Here is a 24947-nt window from a genome sequence, read left to right on the forward strand (position 1 = left end):
TAAATTATTCCAGAGTGAAATCTGCAGAAAGCGTTGCATTAGAATCTCCACCCACAAACACTTCAAATTCGCCGGGTTCGGCATAAAATGACAGATTGGGATGGTAAAAAGCCAGGTCCTGTGCACGGATTGTGAAGGTAACCTCCTTTGTATCCCCTTTTGGAATGAATACCTTATTGAACCCTTTTAGTAAACGTATTGGCGGGGTGATGCTGGCCACCATATCACGTACATACAACTGTACCACTTCCTCGCCATCAAAATCGCCGCTATTGGTTACTGATACGGACACTTTTATTTCATTAAGATTGGTCAATTTTGATTTATCCAATACCAGCTCCTTGTATTCAAACGAGGTGTAACTTAAACCATAACCAAACGGGAATAATGGTGAGTTGGGCGCATCAAGGTAATTTGATTTAAATTTTTGAAACTCATCACTTCCCTGAGGACGCCCTGTGTTGCGGACGCTGTAATATATGGGTACCTGACCTACATTTACAGGGAACGTGGCCGTAAGTTTACCGGCAGGATTATAATCGCCAAAAAGTACATCAGCCAATGCATTGCCTCCCTCAATGCCAGCATGCCACATTTGCAATAAGGCATCCGACAATTCAACTTCATCACCTATTGCCATAGGGCGTCCGCTCATATTTACTACAACCAATGGTTTTCCTGTTTTTTCCAGTTCGCGTAGTAATTTCTTCTGGCTCATGGGTAAACTTATGTCCGTTCTACTGGATGATTCGCCCGACATTTCAGTGGCTTCTCCAACAACTGCAACGATCACATCTGCCCTTCGTGATATAGAAACGGCTTCCTTTAGCATAACTTCAGGCGAGCGTTCATCAATAAATATTTTAGGGCCAAAAACGTTGATTTTTTTTGCAAAATCAGGATCATTACAAATATTTGCACCTTTTGCGTGAAGAATCTTCACCTGATCACTAAGAACATTTCTAAATCCTTCCAGAACGGTAACGGCATAACGCGTTTCTCCCGTTGGAGCCCAGGTTCCGAGCATATTGTTACGGCTGTCGACCAGGGGGCCGACCAACGCAACAGTACCTGATTTTTTAAGGGGTAATAGTTGCTTATCATTTTTTAACAGCACCATAGAACGTGCAGCAGCCTGGCGCGCCAGTTGACGATTAACTGGTGTTAATATATCTGTTGCCGGACGATTTGCGTCGAAATAACGATACGGATCCTGGAACAATCCCAGCTTATATTTCGCCTCCAAAATTCGCCGACAAGCTTTATTTATGTCTTCTTCAGTCACCATCCCTTCTTCAAGCGATTGTGTCAGCGTAGTAAGAAATCCTTCACCGACCATATCCATATCGAGGCCGGCTTTTAGGGCAAGAGCTGAAACTTCCTGCAGGTCTCCCAAACCATGTGCTATCATTTCATTTACGGAAGTATAATCCGAAACCACAAAACCATCAAATCCCCACATATTGCGTAAGACAGTGGAGAGCAACCACTTATTTCCACTTGCCGGTACCCCATCCACATCGTTGAACGACGACATTACACTTCCAACCCCCGCCTCAATGGCAGCTTTATATGGTGGAAAATAATCGTTGAACATCCTTAAATGTGACATGTCAACAGTATTATAATCGCGACCTGCTTCGGATGCGCCATAAAGTGCAAAGTGTTTTACAGTTGCCAGCATTGTCGTTGGATCTCTTAAATCTTCCTGTTGATAGCCTTCAACCATAGCTTTTGCTATTTCCGATCCCAAAAAAGGATCTTCTCCTGCACCTTCTGAAACTCGTCCCCAGCGTGGATCACGCGAAACGTCTACCATTGGCGAAAAGTTCCAGAAAATACCATCTGCAGTAGCTTCTTTGGCAGCGACTCTAGCTGTTTGTTTTATTAGTTCCATGTCCCAGGTACACGACAAGCCAATCGGTAATGGGAAAGTAGTTTTGTAACCGTGAATGACATCGGATCCGAAAATCATAGGAATACCCAGACGACTTTCTTCTACTGCCAGTTGTTGTGCCTGCCGGGTTTTCTCGGGTCCGTACACTCCAAAGATACCTCCAACCTGGCCGGTTTTAATTTTTTCTTCTACATCAGTACTAACAACTGACCCGGTTAAAATTCCACCTCCTGGTGTTACCAGGTTCAACTGTCCGATCTTTTCCTGGGTTGTCATTTTCGACATCAAATCCGAAATATACTTATCCATTTCTGGATCGCCCGGTTCGGTGCCCGGATGCTGACAACCTGCCAATAAAAGTATGGCTGCAATAATTAAAAGAAAGCCTTTCATATTCTTTAAGTTTTATAAGATTTTTAATCTATTTCCATCGCTTCGGTTTTTCCCGAAATTCCATTCTCGTTAAAAGCTTCAATGGAAAAATAATACCGAGTATCGCGATCAAGACAACGCATAAAGAGTTCGTCTGCTTCGTAAACCTGCCACGAGTGGTACATTTTATCGGGCGCAATTCCCCAGCGAATGTTGTATCCCTGTGCACCTTCCACCGCATTCCACGAGAGCGATGCATCCCTTCGGTCGGCTTCACGTTTTACCTGAAAACCTTCGACAATGTTGGGCTTATTTCCCAGTCCCAGTCCAAAAACCCTTAGCTCCGACATAGCAAAGTTATTCCCGGGAACTTTAATGTTTTTATATCGAACAAATTTTGCTTTTACCGGCTGATTCAGCACAATGTAAGCGTTTGGCGCATCTTTGTAACTCTTGCTTCTGTCAACCGCGGTACGCCAGTTTCTACCATCTTCGGAAACCTCGAGTACAAAGCGATGTCGTAATCCCTCCACTCTTGTATAGATCCCTGATTCATAATCGTGAAAGTTCAATTGGAAAGCATAAACCATTCCGGGGTGCAGCATTTCGATTTGTATCCACTGCTGATCATTGTTGGCTTCTCCCACCCAAAATGTTTTCGGGTTTTCATCGGTCAGTACACTGGCAGTAATTTCTCCTTTTTCGTTTTTTTCAACGGGTAATTCGTGGACCTCAACCTCATCGTTATTTGAAGTAAATTTCATGATCTGTTTTAACGACGATGACACGGTAACTGCTCCTTTATACGACAATAACATCCAGCCACAATGCTCGCCCGCTTTTGTAGGATTATCCGGACCAAAGCGCGGGTAATCACCGTAATCTGAATTCGAATACATCAGGCCATCTTTGTCGAAATAAGTTGGAAACATGCACAAGCGGCGTTCCCATTGAGCGTTCGAAGCCAGCGCCATGGTAGCAAAATGCCAGTATTGTCCGTTGGTTTGCTTTACCGTAATTCCATGACCGGCTCCGTTAGTAAATCCGCCTGGGTTGAAACTCATGGGGTTACTTTTCATGTATTCAAATGGCCCTAAGGGATTTTCGCCAATGTAAACACCATCAGCATAAACATTAAACTGGGTGCCCGGCGCTGCGTATTGCAGGTAATATTTTCCGTCGTGCTTGGTCATCGAGGCGCCTTCCATATATCCTTCCTTCAGGGTCGGGTGGAAATTGTTTTCGCCAAAACGTTCCCAGCCGTGCTCTTCTTCCACCAGATTTATCAGGTCTTTTTTCACCCCGGTTTCCAGAAAACGATCATCCTTGTTCAGCATTTTAACACGTATTGGATGAACATTCGACGAGCCCCAGTAGAGGTAAGTTTTTCCGTCGTCATCAATAAACAGTTCCGAATCCTGTATATTGTTTGAGATGGAAGCCGTTGGTGTCCATTTGCCACTTTTCGGATCATCGGTATATAGAATGCTTCCGTAGCCAGCCGGATCGCCGGCAAAGTAAACCAGCGAATCTTTATAATTGAAAGCGGTTGGTGCGTTGCAACCTTCAAAGAACCACTGCTCTGGTTTGATAAAATCCCAGTGAACCAGATCGAACGAATGCCAGTAACCGAACGAACGGGTTACGAACATGTAATATTCGCCACGGAATTCGATCACCGCCGGATCGGCACCTGACCGATACGAAATATTCCGGCTTGAATTATAGACCATATATGTGTAGTCGATGTCCAGAGGATTGCAGTAGGTTTGTGGCACTACTTCCTGACCAGATATCGAAAAAGAGAACAGAAAAAATAATATAAAACAACTTGACAGTTTGAACTTTCGTTGCATGTTACAATTGGTAAAATCTTGTTATAATTCTTTGATCCAAATATTCCGGAACTGAACCAAGCTTGAAGCTCCTTGTAATTTGCCGGTCTCAGGATTTATCCCTCCATGATGCTGAAAACCGATCGGACCTTTTACATTTAGCCCCGGATAAAGCGCATTGTTTATTACGACAATTCCGTTGTTTTTAATGGTAATCCGCTCACCTACAACAGTTATGTCGAATGCATTCCAAAGTCCAACCGGATTATCCTGGTTGGAACTCGGCACAGCTCCTGCTCTTACTTCTGGCGGCAAATCTTTATTGTTTCTTACCGACCACAACTCTCCTGAACCAACCGACCAGCACCAAAGATTGGTTTGGCCAACTCCTTTTAAAAGAATTCCTGAATCGGAATTTGGACCAAGTGGTTCGATAATATTCCCTTCTTCGTCGCGCAGATATTCACCATTTGGTAAAATGGTAGGGAGTTTAAACAGATGGTCACCGTAGCCTTTGAAGCGCCATTCAACGTGCAATTGAAAATCCATGTATTCATTTTCAGACATCAGACTTTTATTGCCATCTGCTTCTGAACGAGCATCGTAATCAATCACCCCGTCGATAACCGACCAATGTCCGTTATCACCTGTAGGTATTACCCATCCTGAGAGATCTTTGCCATTAAACAGTTTTGTGTATCCTTCTTTTTCATAAATACATTTATCCTGAGCTAAAACCGCTCCAAGATTGATACACAGAAAGCACACAGAAGTCAAAAGTATTTTAATCCTTTTCATGATAATTATTTTAAGTTGGCTTAATTCATTTATAATTCCCAGCCTTTACGGTATTTACGGGAAACAAATTCGTTAGCTTCTTCCAGGTTCGTGACTCTTAAGTTTTTATTGTCCCATTCCAGACGGTCGTCCATTCTGATCGCAAGGTTTCCCAAACAAATCGCTTCAGCAACGGTTTGCACATGAATAAAATCTCCCCGCGATGCTTTTCCTCCTTTAAATGCCCGTATCATTTCAGTTGTCTGATCGATTAATTCAACCTCCGGAACTTTAATCGAACTAACCAGTTGTACTTCATTTTTTACATCGAGTAAAACTGCATTTCCATAACCGTAGTCAGCCAAAATGATTCCATTTTCGCCGATAAACATTACACCGTCCTGGGGCATTGATTTGCCCTTTTTAATTAATGACTTTGGTGTTGCAGGCTTTATCCCGCCTTCATACCAAAATACATCCATTGTTGAATTTTTATTGTTAACCGGAACCTCCCAGTAAAGTGTTGCAGCATGCGGGTAACTTAAATTGTTTTTCACCCATGTACTTCTGAAATCCCGAATTTCACAGGTGAAACTTGACGAGGCTTCAGCCAACTCAGGCATTCCAAGATTTAAAATCCTCCAATCTTTCCAGAAACCGTAGTAACCCATGTCGGCCAGGCAACCGGCACCAAATTCATACCAGCCACGAAATACAGTGTGTGTATAGTCTGGAGAATAAGGCCTGTCGGTTGAAGGCCCCAGCCAAAGTTGCCAATCGAAACCTTCCGGGATTGGTGCCGGCTCAGGCAAATAGGGTGAACCTTGCGGCCACATTGGGCGATTAGTCCAGCGATGTAATTCTTTTACCTCACCAATTATTCCGCTGTCAATCCAGGTTTTTAGGGTAAAAAGTTCGGACGGATCCTGAAAAGCAAAACACTGGGTAGGTACCTGAGCTTCTTTTGCAGCATTACAAATTAACCTGGTTTCGTTCATGAAATTTGCAATAGGTTTGTGGGTGGCAACAGCCAGATTTTTCTTCATACCTGCCAAAGCAATTGCCCCATGTAAATGGTCAGGTGTCATGATAAAGATGGCATCCAAATCCTGCTCTTTTTCCAACTGTTCTCTAAAGTCGGCATAGGCACTTACTCCATTGAATGAACTGGTACCTGATTTTTCAGCATAAAACTCCTCGATTCGTTTTCGACCAATTTCTCTTCCGCCGGGAGCACCTTTCTTTTCACCTTGGGATTTTCCCCAAAGTGGATAATCAAAACTTTCTTTGTTGGGATCGCAAACCGAAACAAATTGCAACTCATCTCGTTTCAACCAGCCCGGAAGTTGTTTTAAGGCTTGTGTTCCCGAACCAATAAGTGCAACATTTATTTTATCACTGGGAGAAGTTTGGCCACTTCTTCCCATGACATACGAAGGGAGTATTGTTAGTCCTACCCCGGTAGTCGCAGTTCGAGAGATAAATTTACGTCGGTTTAGATTTTTAAATGTTTTCATTGTCTAAATTTTGTCATAAATAATTTTCACTTACTTAATCGCCTCAAGCTAAATCCATCAACACCAACTAAGTATCCATCAGAATAACCTGCCGAACGTGTATCTTTTCCGATAAGATTTATTTTGATATTGTTTGTCCCGGATTCCAATTGCACATTTCCCAAATTAAGCGGACCGGTAGTTACCAATCCGTTTGAATAACCATCAATCAAATCACCGGTTTTCTTGCCGTTCACCGAAACACTGATTATTCCGTAATCCTTTGCTCTTGTAAAAAATCCGGTTAATTCATACAGGCCGGCTTTTCCAACGTCTATCGGAAAGATCAATTCATCGCCGGGAGAAGCTTCCACCCACCATAGCTGCTGGTTGTTTCCCCAGGTACTCTTCGCTGTTTTTAAATCCTGAATGCGAAGCCGTCCGCCTGTAACTGTCGCTTCATTCATATAATCTTCGCCTTCAATTTCAGGGAGTACCGACCTGCCTAGCTTTTTGCTCTGTTCGAGGTACAGTTGCTGCATCTTTTCTACAATCTCAGGATTTTGTTCAGCCACGTCAAATCGTTCTCCCGGATCGTTTTCCAACTGATAAAGCAAGGGAATCGCGTGTTTTTCCTGTGGCCCATCGGGATAAGCGGTCTGCGTGATAAAATGTGCCTTCCAGGGCCCCATGCGAACAGCATAAACTTCATCGCCTCTGTAATAGTAAAAAATCTCTCGGGCAGATTTTGCTTCTCCTTTGATTACGGGCAGCATGTTGTAACCATCCAGTTCGTTATCCGGCAATTTAGCCCCTGAAATGGCTGCTGCCGTTGGTAAAAGATCAAGTGTTGAAGCCAGTTCATTGCTTGTTTTCCCGGCAGGTACGGTTCCGGGCCACCAGGCAATCATGGGCTCGCGCATACCACCTTCCCAAGTGGTACCTTTCCCTTCTTTTAAGGGTCCTGCCGAACCGCCATCAAGTTTCTGAACAAGCCACGGACCATTGTCGCTGGTGAAAACTACTAATGTATTTTTGTCAATTCCTTCATCCCGAAGTGTCTTCAGTATTTCTCCAACACTCCAGTCAATTTCTTCAATTACATCGCCATACAATCCGCGAATGCTTCTTCCAAGAAAATCTTCGGATGCAAAAATCGGGATATGAGGCATGGAATGGGCCAGGTACAAAAAGAAAGGTTGATTTTTATTTTGCTGAATAAAACGAACGGCTTCTTCGGTGTATCTTTTGGTAAGTGTGGTTTGTTCTGCCGGGCGTTCAACAATGGCTGTGTCGCGCATGATCGGAACATTCCAGTAGCCCGGATTTCCATCTTTAGGGCCAATATAATCCATGTCGTTAGAATACGGAATCCCGTAATAAGAATCGAAACCCTGCGTGGTTGGCAGGTATTCAGGCAAATGTCCTAAATGCCATTTTCCAATGGCTTTAGTCGCATAATTTTTCTGTTTAAGAACTTCGGCAATCGTAACCTCGTGGGACTGAAGACCGGTTTTGCTGTTCGGGAACAGAACCCTGCCGGGAATAATGCCTTCAACCAAACCTGTACGGATAGGGTAGCGCCCCGTGAGCAATCCCGCCCGGCTTGGTGTACAAACCGACGCAGCTACATAAAACTGGGTGAAACGCATTCCTTCATCCGCCATTTTATCGAGTTCCGGGGTTCGAATCACTGGATTGCCGTAACAAGCCAGATCGCCGTAACCCAAATCATCGGTAAAAATGATGATGATGTTTGGGAGGTCTTCGTCGTGGTTGACCGTAACGGCATAAGTGTTCAGTCCGGTCATGAATACAAATGAATAAACCAGTAAGGTTATGCAGAGCATTCCTTTGGGTACATTTTTTCGCCTGATGAAATGTGGATATGTCATATTGCTTTATAGTTGAATATATTCTGTTAATTCACTTCTCTCATAACCGGCACGTGCAGCTATTACCTTCAAATTATCGCCCTTTTTAAGTTCTATTGGTTTAGTATAATACGTCCAATGCGAACGAATGTCTCCATCACCATTGATTTGGTAAACGATGGATGCTCCTTTTGTCGAAGTGGAAAGGATCGCTTGCTCCCCCTGAATTTTAATGTCTGGCGCTTCCACCTTTACTGTACCCGTGTTCCCTATTTTATCGATTAATTCATACTCTGTCAAATCTTTATAAGGCCAGTATTTTTCTTCAACCTCATCTGCCAGTTTTCTTAATTTATTGAGTTCGCTGTTGTATTCCAATGATTCAATTAGGTTATTCATCTCGTGTACATCCTTATTGGTAAAATACAGTTCTTCTTTCGGGCGTGGATAAATAAACCAGGAAGCCTGTTCAGGAGTAAGGGAATTTTTAGTTTCCAGCATCTTTACCATAGAGGGAATGTTCATACGAAAACCAATATTCAGATATTCCGGTCGCTGCGGCAGGTAATTTCTAACATAGCGGAATTGATCATCGCGAACGGCAATTTGTTTGTCGTAGTCGGCATCCATACGTTCACGGATAGAAAAGATGTAATCCCTTCCCGGGTTATCTGCATATTTTCCAAGAAAGGCTTTCCCGTCCATGTATTCAGGAGGTTTAATACCGGCCAGAGAAAGAATAGTGGGCGGTATATCAGCCATATTGAGCATTCGGTTGTCCTTTGTTCCAACCATTTTATCATCGGGAAATACTACAATAAAAGGGATATGATTTCCACGCTCATAAACTGACCGCTTTTGCCTTGGCATAGGACCACCATTATCAGACATGAAAATAATAATCGTATTATCCCTAAGTCCGGCTTGTTCCAGTTTGTAAATTTCGTTCGCCACCCGTTGATCCATACGGTAAATATTGCTGTACATAATAGCAAAGTCGGTTTTACCAACTGAATCATTCAACAAATAGGGAGGAGGCATAACTTCATCGGGTTTCACCCAAAGCGTATCATTTTTGCTTTCCCAAATTTTCTGTTCATGCGATTCGAGATAAGTAAATACGGCAAAAAAAGGTTTCCCTTCCGGCCGGTGTTCCCAGGTAGCCTCGCCATGGCACTCGTCCCAAAACGTAGGTTGGTTTTCAAACTGATAATCTTTTTTACGGTTATTGGTGCAAAAGTAGCCATCCGCTCTCAGGTATTCGGTAAAGGCTTTCATCCCTGCGGGTAACATCACCTGGTACGATGGCATCCGGTAAGGCCGGGCAATCAGACCTCCACCAGTACGCATATGATTTGCCCCAATAGAGGTGGGGAACATCCCTGTCATTAGAGCAGCTCGCGATGGAGCACAAACCCCAACTGGTGAATACATACGTGTAAATTGAATTCCCTGCGAAGATAATTTATCAATGGCAGGACTCTTTGCCACCTTATCGCCATAACAGCCCAAATATGGATTGATATCTTCTGCGATTAGCAATAAAATGTTGGGTCTTTCTTCAGCCATTAATGTTGCAGACATACATAATAAAATTGCCAGCAGCATCATATACTTTAATTTCAGTTGCAGTTCAACTACACCTTTTTTTACCGCAGAGAACACTGAGTAATCGCAGAGTTTCATTTGTCTATATTCCTTCATTCTCTAATCACATTTGTTTCAATCCATTCTTGTGTATACTTAATGCCCGGTAATGGTTTTTTCCAACAATCGCTGCAATTCCTTAACAATTTCAGGATTTTTGTTGTACAAGTTTTTAGCTTCGTACGGATCTGATTCCAGATTATACAGTTGTGCCGGAGGTGCATCCTTTTTGATCTCACCATTCTGAATATCGCTGTTCACCTGACCGGTAAACGGGAACGCTGCCGGACCGCCAAAGGTATGGTCGCCTACGTTTTTATCGCCAAATCCACCACCTCCCTGCGCCGGGATATACATCCATTTACCTTTTCTTACCGATAAATGATTCCTGCTGTTTGCTGCAATGATCAGATGATCTCTAATGGGTTCATTTGTTTCACCTTTAATTGCAGGCAAAAGGTTGTGGCTATCTTGTGCTTCTTTTACCAATTGATCCTGCCCAATAAGATTTGCCATGGTGGCGAGTAAATCCACGTTACTTGCCAAAACATCGGAGACCCTTCCTGCAGGAACTTTTCCGGGCCAGCGTGCAATAAACGGTACCCGGTGGCCGCCTTCCCAGGCGTCGAACTTAAATCCCAGCAATTTACCATTCATGTGATGGCCGGCTGCATAGGCATCCTGCCCGCCCTGGTTAAGCATTCCGCCATTATCGCTTGTTAGAATTACCAGCGTATTTTCAGTCAATCCCTCTTCATCAAGTGCTTTTAGCACCTCCCCAAGCATCCAGTCTAACTCATGAATAAAATCGCCGTATCGCCCGGCTTTACTGGTTCCGATAAACCGGGGAGCGGGCGTAAAAGGATGATGGATATTTGTTGTTGCCAGGTAAAGAAAAAATGGTTTCTCATGGGGAGACTTCACAAAATCAATGGCTTTATTAATTAAAGTTGTGCCCACTTTACGGTCATCAAAATTGAAATGGGCTTCACGGGCTCCTCCGATTTCACTCAACCCGAATTTTTCGGGAAACCAACGTGTTTCTGATTGTTCTCCATACACAAAAGGATCATCCGGGTTGTATCCAACCACACTATGATTTTCAACAAAAACAAAGGGTGGATGACTATTAAGTACAGGCACCCCAAAATAGTAATCGAATCCCAATTCCAATGGGCCGGGTTTTAGAGGTTTGTTCCAGTCGACGGGACGTTCCTCACCAAATCCCAGGTGCCATTTCCCAATAGCTGCCGTCTCGTAGCCAGCCTCCTTCATAACTTTTGCAATGGTCATTTGATCCGTGTCCACCACCAAAGGTTCACGAAGAAACATGGCCCCAAATAAATCAACCCGTGCAGGATAAGTTCCTGTGATTAAAGCATATCGAGATGGTGAACACACAGCTGATGCTGAATGAAAATCAGTGAACCTGATTCCTTGCTCTGCCAATTTATCCATGTTGGGCGTTTTCACCATAGTTGCACCGTAACATCCCACATCTCCGTATCCCAGATCATCTACATTTATCAGGACTACATTCGGCGATTCCTGAGCAAAACCCTGCTCCCGGGAAAATCCAAAAAGCAACAGAAACACCATTATATTTGATATCCACTTCATCCTGTTCTATTTTAAGGGTTCAAATCCAACATAATCGAGGAAGAGTCTGCGTCCTTCATCATTTTTACCTGTCCATTCGATTATCATTTTCTCTTGACCCTCTTTTAAATTAATCGTTCCAAGGTCAAACTTTTGGGCTTTCTGATTGTCACTGTCGTAAAAAGTATTGAATTCTTTTAGTTTCTTCCCGTTAATGCTGATCCGAAACGTTCCACCCCCTTTTAGGCAGATGGCATTAACAACCAACCTGTAATTCCTGCTTTTGCCCGGATCAATATTTACAGTCAATTCATTCTCTTTTCCCTCTGCTGCTGACCAACTCAGCACTTTGTGCCTACTAATTTCCGGGTAAAGGCTTTCATGTGCAAATACATCGGTGCCGGCCCAGCCTCCTGTATTTTCAACAATATCAAACTCCTCTCCTTCAATGACATCGCCGGCATCGTACACCTCATATTCATTCTCGTAGCCGAACAATTCATCAGGGGAGACTGGTTGGTTCAGATCTTCGCCATTTTTATGGAGATACCAGTAGGCAACGGTGGCGTATTGGGTAGGCCAGTGGTTGGGAAAATATTTTTCGAGATAGGCTTCAAACGATTGTTGAAAAGGAACATTATCGATAATCTGCCAGCGTGTTAAAGACTGGTAGCCCATGTTTTGGTCAGTGTAATTCTGCGAATGGAAAGCGCGTTCGAAATAATTGGGGATACACCAGGCATAGCCAAAGTAGTCTTCGGTACCTGTTCCAAAAGTAGAAGGGAATTTTTCTCCGTCAACAAAAAATTTCTCATCGCCTTCTCCCCACCAGTGCTGGCCTTCTCCGGCATACTGAACGCAGTGTCCTCCCTTCGGATTCCAGACTTGCAAAAACATTCCGACAAACCTCCCTTTACCTGTTGTTTGCAAGACTGTCCAGTCAGGCCAGCGTGTTGAATCCAAAGGTGCAAGATCGCGGTGCCACTTGGCGTGGAAGTATGCAAATTCATCGGTTTTCATACGATTCCTTTCTCGATTCACTTTCAGCTCAATTTCAACAGGAACCTCGTTGTTGTTTGTGATACGTATCTCAGCGGCTTCTTCGAAAGGCATGTACCAGTTTGAATACATTTCTCCGTTTTCCAGCATTCCCATTGGTAAGGTATGATAAGTATTAAACCCGGGTGCAGAGCCAAAGAAATCGCCCAGCGGCGACCACACCGACGGATTTTTTTCATTGTTCCAGTAAATAGAAAGCGTGGTTTTGCGCATCAATTCCGGTGTTTGCATAGTCTCCGGCAAACGAACTTTTATTGCGGTAATTGCCTGCTTCCCTTTCAGTTGAAAAACCGTCTTTTCCTCTCCGGGAGCCAGTGTAATTTTTTCTGATTCTTCGGTTGAACCTGCTGTATATCGGGATGTTTCACCCAGCCCATTTTCAAAATAGGTATTGATATTTTCAAGTGCTTCTTTGGCCGATTCCGTTGGTATCGTTTCAAATTTTTCCACTGTAGTACCCGAAGGAAATGTGATGTAGTTAAAATGATAATACTGTCCCCATTCCGGTTCGCCTACAATTTTTATCGATTTCTGAAAAGTAATCGGAATGTAATTGTTGAATCCTCGTGCGTTGGTTTCGTATACCAGTTCGGGATAAGCAAAGGCTGGAAGTTTTTCGGTATTAAAGTAGTCGATAAAAGGCATGTCGATTATCGGAACTTCATTCCCGTCGATGTACACTTTTACATGTCCCTCTCTCGGGCTTGCCGACCAGATACGAACGATTGCACCCGGGCCGTCCATCTCAGCCAGTACCATGTTTTCGCCTTCTTTTCGAATATATTGAGGGGAAAAACCATCGTTATTTGCCGACCATTCCACATAGGTATCAGTGGCCTCATCGTACTTACTCCGCCGGTCGTAACTCGAAAACATACCGCTGGTTTCACCTTCTTCGGGGATAACTGCCAGTCGTTTCAAGTCAACCATGCGATCCACCAGGTCAGCATATTTTACTTCGTTGCTTTTTTGGGTACAGGCGGCAATTATTGCTAAAATCAATATGAACCAAATTCCTTTCATTTCTTTCAGTTTAGTTGTTTTCCATATCTTCTGTTCGCTGTTCAACCGGAGCAAGATCGGGAAGTTCGCTAACCGGTTTATCGAGATAGAAATAGGCCGTAGACGATACATCATCCTCGCGGTAAAAATTCGTCCATCCGTCAGGAAGTGATTCATCATCAAGGTTTACACCGGGCATCTCGAGCAGCTTCACAAAATTCTCGGGACCAGCTGAAATGGTAACCGGCTTAAGTTTGGCACCGTTTTCCATCAGTTCCAGCACCTGCTTTTTCGGCCAGCCACCAATCTGCTGGATGGTAACTTTAATGTCTTCATGGAAATAAACCGGATCGGGAATATGATAACGGTAAAAAACAAATTCGCCTTTTTCAGTGTCCGCGATCAAAGATCCCTGGTAACGGTTGCAAAATGTCCCCTGTCCCCAGGCCGTTCCAATATAATCTTCCGTGCCGGTACCGGCCAGGGTAGGGAAATCGGTATCTCCGTCGAGGTAAATCTTTACCTCACCTTCACCAAACCAACTTTCTTCATATACCGGATCGGTTTTAACGCCCATATTCACGCCGAGGAAGCGACCTCTGCCCGATAGTTTTGGAAGAATCTCAAAGTCCTTTCCTAAAGTTGTTGGATTCTGACGATTCCAATAGGTATGAAAATAGAACACATTATCATCTTGCTCTGTTTGTTGTGTAAAGTTTACATCAAAGAACAGGGAATTCAGATTTTTCCCTGATTCGTTTGTCAGGGTTATTTTTGCCCCTGTTCTAAAAGGCATCGGAATAAAGCAGTTGAACGAACGACCTTCTGGATCGGCAAAAAGTTCATTTTCAAAGGCAATTCTCCGACCCAAACCAACACCAAAGAAATCGCCCAGAGGAGCAGAAACCGCCGGCTTATCGGCACCGTCCCAGTACATATCCAATTTAAGCGAACGTAACATCTCAGGGCTGCGATCGTTAATCGTCAGCCAGATCCGCTGAACGATCCCGGCGCCTTCAACATGCAATAGTGTAACGGTTTCTCCTGCTTTTATCTGATCGCTCGGATATCCTTTTGCTCCATTGTTTTCCCGGGCTCCTTCCCCTTTAACACCGTTAAGGTTTTCAAAACTCGACCATTTTGTTTCAACTTTTTCGGGCATGTTATACCACTCCTGTGCATGTGCTGAAGAGGTGAATAAAAAGAAAAGCAGCACAATCAAACTCATACAGTAGTTTGCAATAGTTTTATTGGATTTCAATTTGTCCATTTAGTTCTTTTTGGAATTGATTTAGATTTTCAATACAGTTTGGTTTCCGTTAAGTCAATTTTTATCAGTAGTAAATCGGAGTTTTTTTAGTCCGGCCTGAACATCCTCGTTCTTCATAAAGAGATTCCACAAAAGTCCGGTCCGGTAGTTTTCAATCATCACAGGAATAGGTCCCTGATCGATGGCAAGATAACGCGGCAGATACCAGTTATTTGTCTGGCTGTATGCATCGTAAGGCCCGTATTCCCCAACGAGCGAATCAGCTTCAAGGTAAAGGTATTTCAGAAAGCGCATTGATTCTTCGGGTGTATAAGGAAAGGAAGAAAGAGCGGCAGTTGGCGAAATGACTCCCAAATCCATTTTCCCTGGCCGATGGCCTGCGTAACCCCGCATGGAATAACTTGAAGTGAATCCCCACTGTTTTTCACCGTAACCTTTGTAATTTTTTGGATTATCAAGCGCGTAACGGTAATGAATTTGTGCATGGTTCACATTCATTTTCCAATAGTCGGCATATTTGTCTTTTAGTCCTTTGGGATTTAAACCCAGGTAGGAATAATGTGCCCAAAAGAGCGGGCCAATCGGATCATCATTATGTTCGTAAAAATCGAGGACGGTATTCAGACCATAATAAACCGTATCTTCTGCAATGGCACCGTTTCGTGCCCAGCCTTTTTCATATACTTCGGCATCGATCGGATGTGTTGGAGACGAAGCTGCCAGTACATACATAATCAGGCACTCGTTGTAACCGCCAACTGGGAAATTCATTTCCCAACTGTAATTGGGCGACCAGTGCCAGTAAAGCACATCCTTACCCTGCGTGTACCAGTCCCATTCTACTCCTTCCCAAAGTTTTTGAATATCGTCAACCAACTGCTTTTCTTCGGCATTCCCGTCTTTAAAATATTCGGCAACAGTCAGAAGCCCTTGAACCAGAAAAGCCGTTTCAACCAAATCGCCGCCATCATCTTTTTTACTGAAAGGGCTGACTTTCCCGGTGGAGCCATCCAGCCAGTGTGGCCATGCTCCATGAAAGCGATCGGCTTTTTCCAGGTAGGCTACAATTTTCTGATAACGCTCGAGTGCCTGCTGACGTGTAATGAAACCACGTTCAATCCCTACCAGGATTGCCATCAATCCAAAACCTGATCCTCCAATAGTAACAATGTTCTGGTCGTGATGCGGATAGACATTATCCATGTGGATGCGCTCACGTGCCATGCCCGAAGTGGGCTCGGCACCGTTCCAGAAATATTCGAAAGTTTGATTCTGAACGAGATTTAACAATGAGTCCTCGAGATGCTTTTTCTCGTCTTGAATATTCTCTACTGATTTTTTATTCCCAGTGTTGCATCCTGAAAAACCAAGACTAAGAATAAAAGCGATCAATATTGTCGGTAAAATAATTTTCTTCATGATAATTCTAATAAGCAAAACCTAATTTCGTTAAACCGGTCTGGACTTCGGGACACGACATAAACAGTTCCCAAAGAAGTCTGGTACGGTAGTTTTCAATCATTACTACTATCGGTCCCTGGTCTATGGCCAGGTATGATGAAGCAACCCATCTGTTTGTAAAATCAAACGCATCGTAAAATCCGTATTCGCCCCAGAGTTTATCTCCGAGGACATAGTAAAAGTAGCGTAATGCTTCCATCGATTCGTCAGGTGTGTATGGCATCGACGAAAGAGCAGCTGTAGGTGTAATAACTCCGCGATCGTTGTTTGGTGAATGTGCTGAATAGCCGGAGAAGCCATCGCTGGCAGTTAGCCCCCAACATGCATCGGAATACGAAACATATTTAAGCGGATTATCTGCACAGTAGGCATGGTTTATTTTTGAATGTGTTACATTTTGCTCCCAGTAATTGGCAAACTGATCGGACAGGTTTCGCGGATCGAGTCCCAGGAAGGAATAATGGGCAAAAAACAACGGACCACCCATATCGTTTCGGAGTGGCAGCGTGTAGCCGTAATACGAATTGCCTCCTGAGTTGACCATATTCCCCTTTCGCGACCAGCCTTTTGTATAAACATCAGCATCAATCGTGTGGGTAGTTGACGATGCAGCCAGCACATAAATGATCAGTGCTTCATTCCAGCCGGTGATCTGATGGTTTTTTTCCCAGCCGTAATTGGGCGACCAGTGCCAGTATAGAACATCCTGTCCTCCCTGGGTGTACCAATCCCATTCAACGGTTTGCCAGAGTGCGTTGATTTTGTCAATGATATCAGCTTCCTGCGGAACGCCGGCATTCAAATATTGTCTGACCGTCAGTAATCCCTGGATCATAAAAGCAGTTTCTACCAGATCCCCTCCGTCATCGTTCGAGCTGAAAGGAATGGTTTTACCAGTTTCACCATTCATCCAGTGAGGCCACACCCCATGAAAACGATCGGCCTGAGACAGAAAATCTACGATGGTACGTAAACGATCAATTCCTTGCTGCCGGGTGATAAACCCACGTTCAATTCCAACGATTATCGACATCAATCCAAAACCTGATCCACCAATGGTAACCGTATTTGCTGAAGAATTTCTTTCGCGAGCCATTCCACTAACAGGGTGACCAAAATCCCAGAAATATTTAAAAGTTTGTTTTTGCACCAGCGTTAACAGCTCCTCGTCCGGGATCATAGGAAATTTTAGGGAAGTATCTGCCTCTGTGTAAAAATTCAGATCAAGACCATCGAAGGGTTTTCCAATGTGATTTTCAATAGTCGATGAAATGGTGAATTGACTTTTTGCAAATCCTTCCAGCGTTTCAAGAACAACGCACGATACTTTTTTATCATCGATCTGGTTTATGTTAAAGCTGACGGAAGCACCATTCGATTTTAGGGTAGAGGAATTAAAGATATCACTTGCAACGACCGCAGAGTTAAAATGAAGTTCTATTTGCGGTTTTCTGGCCGTATTCAAGATTCGGGTAGCAGTGTTAACTTCTTCGCCGTCGATAAATACCGCTTCAAGCACCAGTGGAGGCGTCAATGTTGTAAAAGCATATTCTGCACCTCCAAACGTTTCATCATTCTCTCCTTTCAGTCCATTCGAAATTCGCAGTTTATACGTGGTGTTTTCATCCAAATCGGGATGGTCGATCTTTACCAGTTTATTTTCACTGAAAAATGAAAAATCAATATCTATTTCCTGATTGGCAGCATTAAGAATTGCAATGTTTGCTTTTGCAGAAACCGTATTCACAGCCCCATCAAAACGAATTTCAACAGGTTCGTTTAATTCGATATCCTCAGTAATACCAGTTGGTTTCAATTCCGACTCCCCGATGTACACATAAGAAACATTGAGTTCTTCCGGTGAAGGTTCGGAGTCGTTGCTATCCTTACTACACGAAAGCATAAGAGTAACCGGCAACAGTATGAACAATAAATTGCGCATTAAAAATCACTTATGGATGGTTAAAAATGATAGAGGCCACCCGGTTTCCCAGGCAGCCTCTACTGTTAGAAAAACCTAACCAAACTAATCTATGAAATATTGCTTAACTCTCGTCAGCAATTATCTGCTGTACATCTTCCTGAGTTAAAACTTTGTTGAAAAATCTTAATTCGTCCAATAAACTTTCGTCTGACCAGTGATTCCATCCGGTAAAGCGAGGATCACCTGACATAATGGTCAGAATATCGCAACCGGTCCAATCGATACCTCCAAAGTCAGCTTGTTTAACCACTTCTCCATCAATGTAGACTACACATTCTGTACCCGAAATAGAAATGGCAAAGTGGTGCCATTCGTCTACAGCCGGATCCAATGTAGCATCTGCGCCCCCATCTACCCAGGTATCCGCAGTACCATTACCCGCATTTAATTTATATTGAAAATTATCGCGGAAAAAACGGAATCCGCTGGAGCGCTTATTCTGTACATCGGGATAGTTTTCATTCTCGGTATCCTCCGGTCCCATAATCAGGATTCCGGCCCGTTGTCCATATTCAGGTTCAGGATCGGTAAGTTTCAATTTCATCCAGAACGCAGCACTCAATAAGGTATTTTGTAATCCCTCGGCCGGGAAAGTCAAATACGATTCAGGAGCTCCTGCATAGGCTTTACCCACTTTACCATCGGCATAACCTGGCGTTCCGGAAACTGTTGGTTCAGTTTGCGAAACATATTCGAGGAAGGTTTCTTCGAATGGCATATAGAAGATCTCGCCTTCGTATTTTGGTGTATAGGTAAAATCTTTACCCGACTCTTCAGTGATAATACTTTGAATCTCATCCTGAGTAAGGGCACGGTCGAACATACGTAATTCATCCATCAAACTTTCATCAGACCAGTGATTCCAGCCGGTAAAACGAGGGGCTCCCGACATAATGGATAGTACATCACATCCTGTCCAATCGATGCCGGTAATTGTTGCCTCTTTCACCAATTTACCATCAATGTACACTTTAGCTTCGCTTCCCGAAACGGTAAAGGCAAAATGGCGCCATTCATCAATAGCCGGATCCAATGTAGCATCTGCACCGCCATCTACCCAGGTATCGGCCTCACCATTTCCCACATTTAATTTATATTGAAAATTATCGCGAAAGAATCGAAAACCGCTTTTTCTATTGTTCTGTTTTACTGGGTATTCTGCATTTTCTGTATCCTCTGGACCCATAACAAGAATTCCCGCACGTTGACCATAAGAAGGCACGGGTTCAGTAAGTCTTAATTTTAACCAGAAAATGGCTGATATCTCATCACTCTGCAAACCTTCTGTTGGGAAGGTAAGGTATGAATCATGAGCTCCCATGTAGGATTTCAATCCACCCAGAGCTTCATTGGAAAATCCAGGACTTCCAACAACAGTTGGTAAATCAAAACTTACCATATTCATGAAATCACCCTCGAAAGGCATATACAATACCTCGCCAGGGTATTTAGGAACGTAAGGCGGAACTTTCTGGAAATCTGCTTCAACAGTTGTGGATTTGTTATCGAGGTCGGTGGCCACTACCGAAATGGTATGTTCGCCATCCACCACATTGTCATACATCAAGGTATCAATAACCAGTCTGCGGTAATCGTTAAATTCCGAATAACTAGCAATTTCAGCCCCGTCATAAAGTACTTTTACTGTTCCGATTTCGATATCATCACTTACTTCGAACTGAATATTTACAGAAGACACAACTTCGGGCAATGAAATCTCAGTACCTTCGGTTGGATATATTAGCGTCACAACCGGCGCCGACTCATCATCTCCAGGATCTACCTTCGAAATCGAATCGATATAATTTTGGTCACAGGCGTTGATAAAGATTATCATCATCGCCAGAAATATTATTTTAAAATATGTTTTCATATCATTTTCGTTTTTAGTTCGTTGGAGTTACTTCTTCTTCCAATTGTGGTAATTCAGAAACCTGTGGTGCAGGCAAAACAAAATAGGCTTTATCCATAGTGAAGGTTTTACCTTCATGCGTCAACTCTGATACGTTTTCAGTACGCACCATGTCGTGAAACCGGATATCCCATTCCGTTCCCAATTCTGCTAATTTTTCATTCAGAACGTCTTGTGTGGATACTCCACTAAGAGGATCCATCCCTGCTCTTGACCTCACCATGTTTACTGCCTGATCAGCGGTCATTGAAATATTGCTGTTTGCACCCCTCGTCAGGGCTTCTGCATATACCAGGAGCATTTCGGCGTAGCGTATTACAATCATATTTTTACCGCTTCCTGGTCCATTTCTTCCTTCTGTCAACTCTGTTGATGGTTGGATCCATTTTCCGGCCCCCCATTTTTTTCGGGCATTATCAATAAATACATCTCCTTCTCTATTCGTATTGTCAATCCAATCGGGTAGTGTTCCCCACTCGCTTGCAATTTCAGTCATACCTGCAGGTGTCCAGTTAACAGATGTTTCAAGTCTTACGGTTTCACCCCGGTCGAGCATAAACTTGATGTATTTTTTGGTAGGCTCGTAAAATCCCCAGCCACCACCGGCTCCAGCTCTTGCCGGATTCCAGGCAAGACCAAACGGATTGAATAAGTGACCAAATCTGTCACCGGTCGCTGAGCCAAAATCAGAATACTGAAATTCCAGAATGATCTCATCATCCAGTTTTCCCGCTTGCTTGAACAGGTGATAATAGTCGTCCGATAATTCGTATTCACCCGAACTTATAATGGCAGCTGACGCATTTGCTGCGCCCTGGTAATCCTTCATCTCCTGGTAGGCTAAAGCCTGAATAGCATAAGCAGTATAACGGGTAATTCCTCCACGTACGTCGCTTCGCTTGTTTGGATGCATATCCGGCAGAAGCGGAATCACCTCGTTCATTTCATCGACAATGTACTGCATTACTTGTTCCATGCTACTGGCAGGAGTATTCTGTATATTATCAAGTTGGTCGATTACAATAATCTTTCCGAATGCTTTTGCCAGGTTCAAATAAAGGTAAGCCCTGATGGTTCTGCATTCAGCAATATACTGATCAACCAAAGCATCATTGTTGGCAGCTTCACGATATTTTTCGATTTCATCCATTTCGGTGAAAACATTGATAATATCGTTGTAATGATTTTGCCAAACGGCATTCAAATTCCAGTGACTGGGCAAATACGTGAAGTTGTCTTGTTCCTGCATGGGAGCCTGGTCACCTGCCGCATTCACGTCATCACCACGAATACCAAGTGTAATCGGTCCTTCCCAACCACGCGTGTATAAGCCCCAATACGCCCCTAACAAGGGTAATTTTATATCTTCACCAATGCTGTAATCCACATCACTGGTAAAAGCCTCATCTTCAAAAGGTTCATCTAGTTTATCGGTACATCCGATTACCGAAATCAATAGCAACCCGCTTAAAAATACGGGTGCAAAATATTTTATTAAATGTTTTATTTTCATGATTCTACGTGTTTAGAATTTAAGATTTACACCAATTGTATATATTGCCGGTACCGGATAAAACTGACGGTCGATACCGTTGGGCACCTCAGGAGAAAAGCCATTGTATTTGAATACAGTTAATGGTTTTTCTGCCGTAACATAGATTCGGGCATCGGGCATCCCCGGCCCCAGCAACTCATCTCCTTTAATATTATAGGCAACCTGTATGTTCTGGATTCGGAAGTAAGCGCCATCCTCAAGAAAATAGTCACTAAAATTTTGGTTCCATCCTTTTCTTAATCCTGCTGCAGAAGGATACTTATTGGAAGTTCCTTCTCCATTCCATAATCCCGTGGCAAGATCAGCATCTATATTTGTATCATTAGTCCAGATAATTTCTCCTCTTTTTCTGTTGAGGATTTTGTTTCCACTCTGCCCCATGATATTCATCGAGAATTCCAGGTTTTTATAATTCAAAGCCAAAAATCCCCCGTAATTAAATGTTGGAATATATGAACCAATAAACAACTTGTCGTTGTCATCAAGAATATCGTCATTGTTCTGGTCACGAAATCTTAAATCCCCTGGAACAAGACCGTTTGCTGTTGCAATTGGATCTGAATCAATTTCAGATTGATTCTGATAAACACCGTCTACTTCGTAACCAAAAAATGAGAGTAGTGGTTCTCCCACTTGCGAACGCTGGCGAAACTCGGCTTGACCCCCATCCAAATAGGCCTGACCATATAAGTCGCGTACCTCGTTTTTGAGTGTTGAGATGTTACCTCCAATGGTATAACTCAGGTCATTTGTTATATCATTTCTCCAGGTAACGGCCAACTCCAATCCCTGGTTTCTAATAGTCCCTACATTTCGAAGTACACTTCCGGATTGAAGTTTCAGACTTACAGGAATTGCGGCATCTTCCGTATCGCGGATGTAATAATCTGCCTCGATACTTAATCGATTACTAAACAATTCGGCATTCAAACCAAAATTTGTGCCGGTAACGGTTTCCCAACCTAAATAACCAAAAGTACTGGTAGTTGTTGTTCCGTCAACCTGCATTTCATCAATCGCTAAAAACACTGGATTGGTAGTGTTTGCCCCATCCTGACGGGCAATTTTATCGTTACCCAGTTTACCCCATCCGGCTCTTAATTTCAGGTAATTGAGAATAGTACCTTCTTCCATGAAGTCTTCTTCAGTTACCACCCAGCCGAGTCCAAACGCCGGGAATGTTCCCCAGGTCTCCTGGTACTTTTGAGTACCTTCTCTACGCACGGTTGCGTAGGCAATGTATTTATTTTTATAATTATATGATACTCTTCCAAAATAAGACAATCCATGAAGACGTTCTGCGCCATCATTGGCATCTTTCGATGTCTCGGATAAGGTTTGACCAATGTACCATGCATTTTCATTTAAAGGAATGTCTTCGGCTGAAGCCACAAGATAATCGTACCATTCATCACGGTAAGATGATCCTGCCATCACACTTAGATTATGGTCTCCAAAGCTATCACTATAAGTCAAAGTATTATCCCAAAACTGATTAACATCCGTAGTTCTCGAAGAACTGATCGTCGAATGAATTCTGTTACTGTTTTGTGTTTCGCTAATAAAATACGGTAAACCAACATTTCTGGCTTTCAGGAACATCATTGATGTATTGTAAGATGTTTTCAACCGCAAGGTGTTAGGAATGAGTTCAACCTCTGCATAAATCCCAGCGAGTACTTTTCGTATATCCTGCCTGTTATCCCTGTAGGCAAGCTGGAAGAACGGGTTCTGAGCACCACGATAATCCAGAACTTGCGCATTTGCGTAATTGCTTGCTGTCGTATGCCCCTGCGATAAAAGGTATTCGTAATGTTCATCATCATATACCGGTAAAATCGGAACCGCATGATAAGCGCTAAACCAGGCACCGTCATCGGCAATGTATCGTGTTCCATTGCTAACATTAAAATTAACGCCGGTTTTCAGCCAATCATTTGCCTGGTGATCAATAGAAGTTCGAATATTCATTCTCTTGTACGAGTTTTCAGCTTCTAAAAGTCCATCCTGGTCGAAATAACTTATTCCTAGTGAATAAGATGTTTTATCGTTTCCTCCAAGAACAGATAAAGAATGATTTTGCTGGGCGGCATGCGATTTCATAATTTCAGCGTACCAGTCAGTGTTCACATTAGGGACATTAGGATTCACCCGGCTCCTTCCATAACGTTGCATCGCATTTTCAATAAAACTGATGTCTGCTTCAGATCCAGTTTGGTAAATGTAATCAACAAATTGAGCTGCATTTGACATCTGCATCACGTTTTGCGGAACCTGAATACCATAATAACCATCGTAGGTTATGGTCGTTTTGGTATTTTTTGCTCCCTTTTTGGTCGTAATAAGCACAACTCCATTTGCGGCACGAACACCGTAAATTGCTGAAGCGGAAGCATCCTTTAAGACCGACAGGGTCTCAATATCAGATGGATTAAGGAAGTCGATATTATCAAAATACATCCCATCTACTACGTATAAGGGTGCAGAATTACTACTGCTTGGAAATGATCCAATTCCCCTGATTCTAACAGTCGGTTCGCTACCCGGAGCACCGGAATTGACAATTTGAACTCCTGCAACTTTACCTTGTAAAGCCTGCATAGCCTGACCAGTCGGTGTTTTTACAAGTTCTTCAGATTTAACTGTGGTTATAGATGAGGTGAGATCTTTTACTTTTAATTCACCATATCCAACCACAACTACCTCTTCGAGACCAACAATGTCCTGCTTTAACTGAACATTGAATGTTCCTGATTGGTTGGCAGTCATTTCCTCTGTTAAGAAGCCGATATAACTAAAAACAACTTTAGATCCCTGACGTACTGTTACAGAATAATTTCCGTCAATATCAGTCACTGTACCATTGGTTGTGCCTTTTTCAATAACCGACACTCCCGGTAATGTAACCCCGGTATCGTCAACAACCGTTCCAGAGATAGTAATTCTATCCTGAGCAAAGAGGGTTGTAAACGAAAATAGGAGAAATAAAATAAAGATAGGTTTTCGCATAACTTTATGATTTGAATTAGTTTGATGCAAAGTTAAGGCAGTCGTTTGGGCACGAACAACAGAATACATACACCATTCATTCTCGTTTCAAAAGTGAAGGAAATAAAAACCTCACTATTACCTCATCTTGTATAAACAACAATACGTATATAACATTGGTATATAGTATATTAAATAAATATATTTATTGCTTTTTTT

General features: G+C 43.0%; 14 protein-coding genes. All 14 read right to left on the reverse strand.

Features of this window, described 5'->3' with window-relative positions:
* Nucleotides 1–4: 4 nt before the first annotated feature.
* The gene (bglX, locus tag WFY05_RS00290) at nucleotides 5–2290 is read right to left on the reverse strand and encodes a beta-glucosidase BglX (RefSeq protein WP_340110697.1); all 2286 of its coding nucleotides are present in this window, start codon (nucleotides 2288–2290) and stop codon (nucleotides 5–7) included.
* A 23-nt stretch (nucleotides 2291–2313) separates the two neighbouring features.
* Complete coding sequence (locus WFY05_RS00295) at nucleotides 2314–4125, reverse strand: family 43 glycosylhydrolase (RefSeq protein WP_340110698.1); 1812 nt, start codon at nucleotides 4123–4125, stop codon at nucleotides 2314–2316.
* A gap of 21 nt (nucleotides 4126–4146) precedes the next feature.
* The gene (locus tag WFY05_RS00300) at nucleotides 4147–4902 is read right to left on the reverse strand and encodes a 3-keto-disaccharide hydrolase (protein ID WP_340110699.1); all 756 of its coding nucleotides are present in this window, start codon (nucleotides 4900–4902) and stop codon (nucleotides 4147–4149) included.
* Between the two features lie 29 nt (nucleotides 4903–4931).
* On the reverse strand, nucleotides 4932–6398 hold the full coding sequence (locus tag WFY05_RS00305) for a Gfo/Idh/MocA family oxidoreductase (protein WP_340110700.1): 1467 nt from the start codon (nucleotides 6396–6398) through the stop codon (nucleotides 4932–4934).
* A gap of 26 nt (nucleotides 6399–6424) precedes the next feature.
* On the reverse strand, nucleotides 6425–8272 hold the full coding sequence (locus WFY05_RS00310) for a sulfatase-like hydrolase/transferase (RefSeq protein WP_340110701.1): 1848 nt from the start codon (nucleotides 8270–8272) through the stop codon (nucleotides 6425–6427).
* A gap of 6 nt (nucleotides 8273–8278) precedes the next feature.
* Nucleotides 8279–9955 carry a sulfatase family protein gene (locus WFY05_RS00315; protein ID WP_340110702.1) on the reverse strand — a complete coding sequence of 559 codons (1677 nt, stop codon included), beginning with the start codon at nucleotides 9953–9955 and terminating at the stop codon, nucleotides 8279–8281.
* 39 nt (nucleotides 9956–9994) lie between these two features.
* Nucleotides 9995–11518, reverse strand: a complete 1524-nt coding sequence (locus WFY05_RS00320) for a sulfatase family protein (protein ID WP_340110703.1) — start codon at nucleotides 11516–11518, stop codon at nucleotides 9995–9997.
* Between the two features lie 6 nt (nucleotides 11519–11524).
* Nucleotides 11525–13579: a glycoside hydrolase family 172 protein gene (locus tag WFY05_RS00325; RefSeq protein WP_340110704.1), complete on the reverse strand. Its 2055-nt coding sequence runs from the start codon at nucleotides 13577–13579 to the stop codon at nucleotides 11525–11527.
* 10 nt (nucleotides 13580–13589) lie between these two features.
* A complete protein-coding gene (locus WFY05_RS00330) occupies nucleotides 13590–14828 on the reverse strand; it encodes a glycoside hydrolase family 172 protein (RefSeq protein ID WP_340110705.1) in 1239 nt (412 codons plus the stop codon).
* Between the two features lie 54 nt (nucleotides 14829–14882).
* Nucleotides 14883–16247 (reverse strand): glucoamylase family protein, encoded by a 1365-nt coding sequence (locus WFY05_RS00335; protein WP_340110706.1) that lies wholly within the window; start codon nucleotides 16245–16247, stop codon nucleotides 14883–14885.
* Nucleotides 16248–16254: 7 nt separating this feature from the next.
* Entirely contained in the window at nucleotides 16255–18231 is a 1977-nt protein-coding gene (locus tag WFY05_RS00340; RefSeq protein WP_340110707.1) for a glucoamylase family protein, read from the reverse strand.
* Nucleotides 18232–18334: 103 nt separating this feature from the next.
* Nucleotides 18335–20146 (reverse strand): LamG-like jellyroll fold domain-containing protein, encoded by a 1812-nt coding sequence (locus WFY05_RS00345; protein ID WP_340110708.1) that lies wholly within the window; start codon nucleotides 20144–20146, stop codon nucleotides 18335–18337.
* 13 nt (nucleotides 20147–20159) lie between these two features.
* Nucleotides 20160–21698, reverse strand: coding sequence for a RagB/SusD family nutrient uptake outer membrane protein (locus WFY05_RS00350; RefSeq protein WP_340110709.1), 1539 nt, complete (start codon nucleotides 21696–21698; stop codon nucleotides 20160–20162).
* 12 nt (nucleotides 21699–21710) lie between these two features.
* Nucleotides 21711–24749, reverse strand: coding sequence for a SusC/RagA family TonB-linked outer membrane protein (locus WFY05_RS00355; RefSeq protein WP_340110710.1), 3039 nt, complete (start codon nucleotides 24747–24749; stop codon nucleotides 21711–21713).
* Nucleotides 24750–24947: the final 198 nt, after the last annotated feature.

This window comes from Maribellus mangrovi (assembly GCF_037646455.1).
Lineage (GTDB): Bacteria > Bacteroidota > Bacteroidia > Bacteroidales > Prolixibacteraceae > Draconibacterium > Draconibacterium mangrovi_A.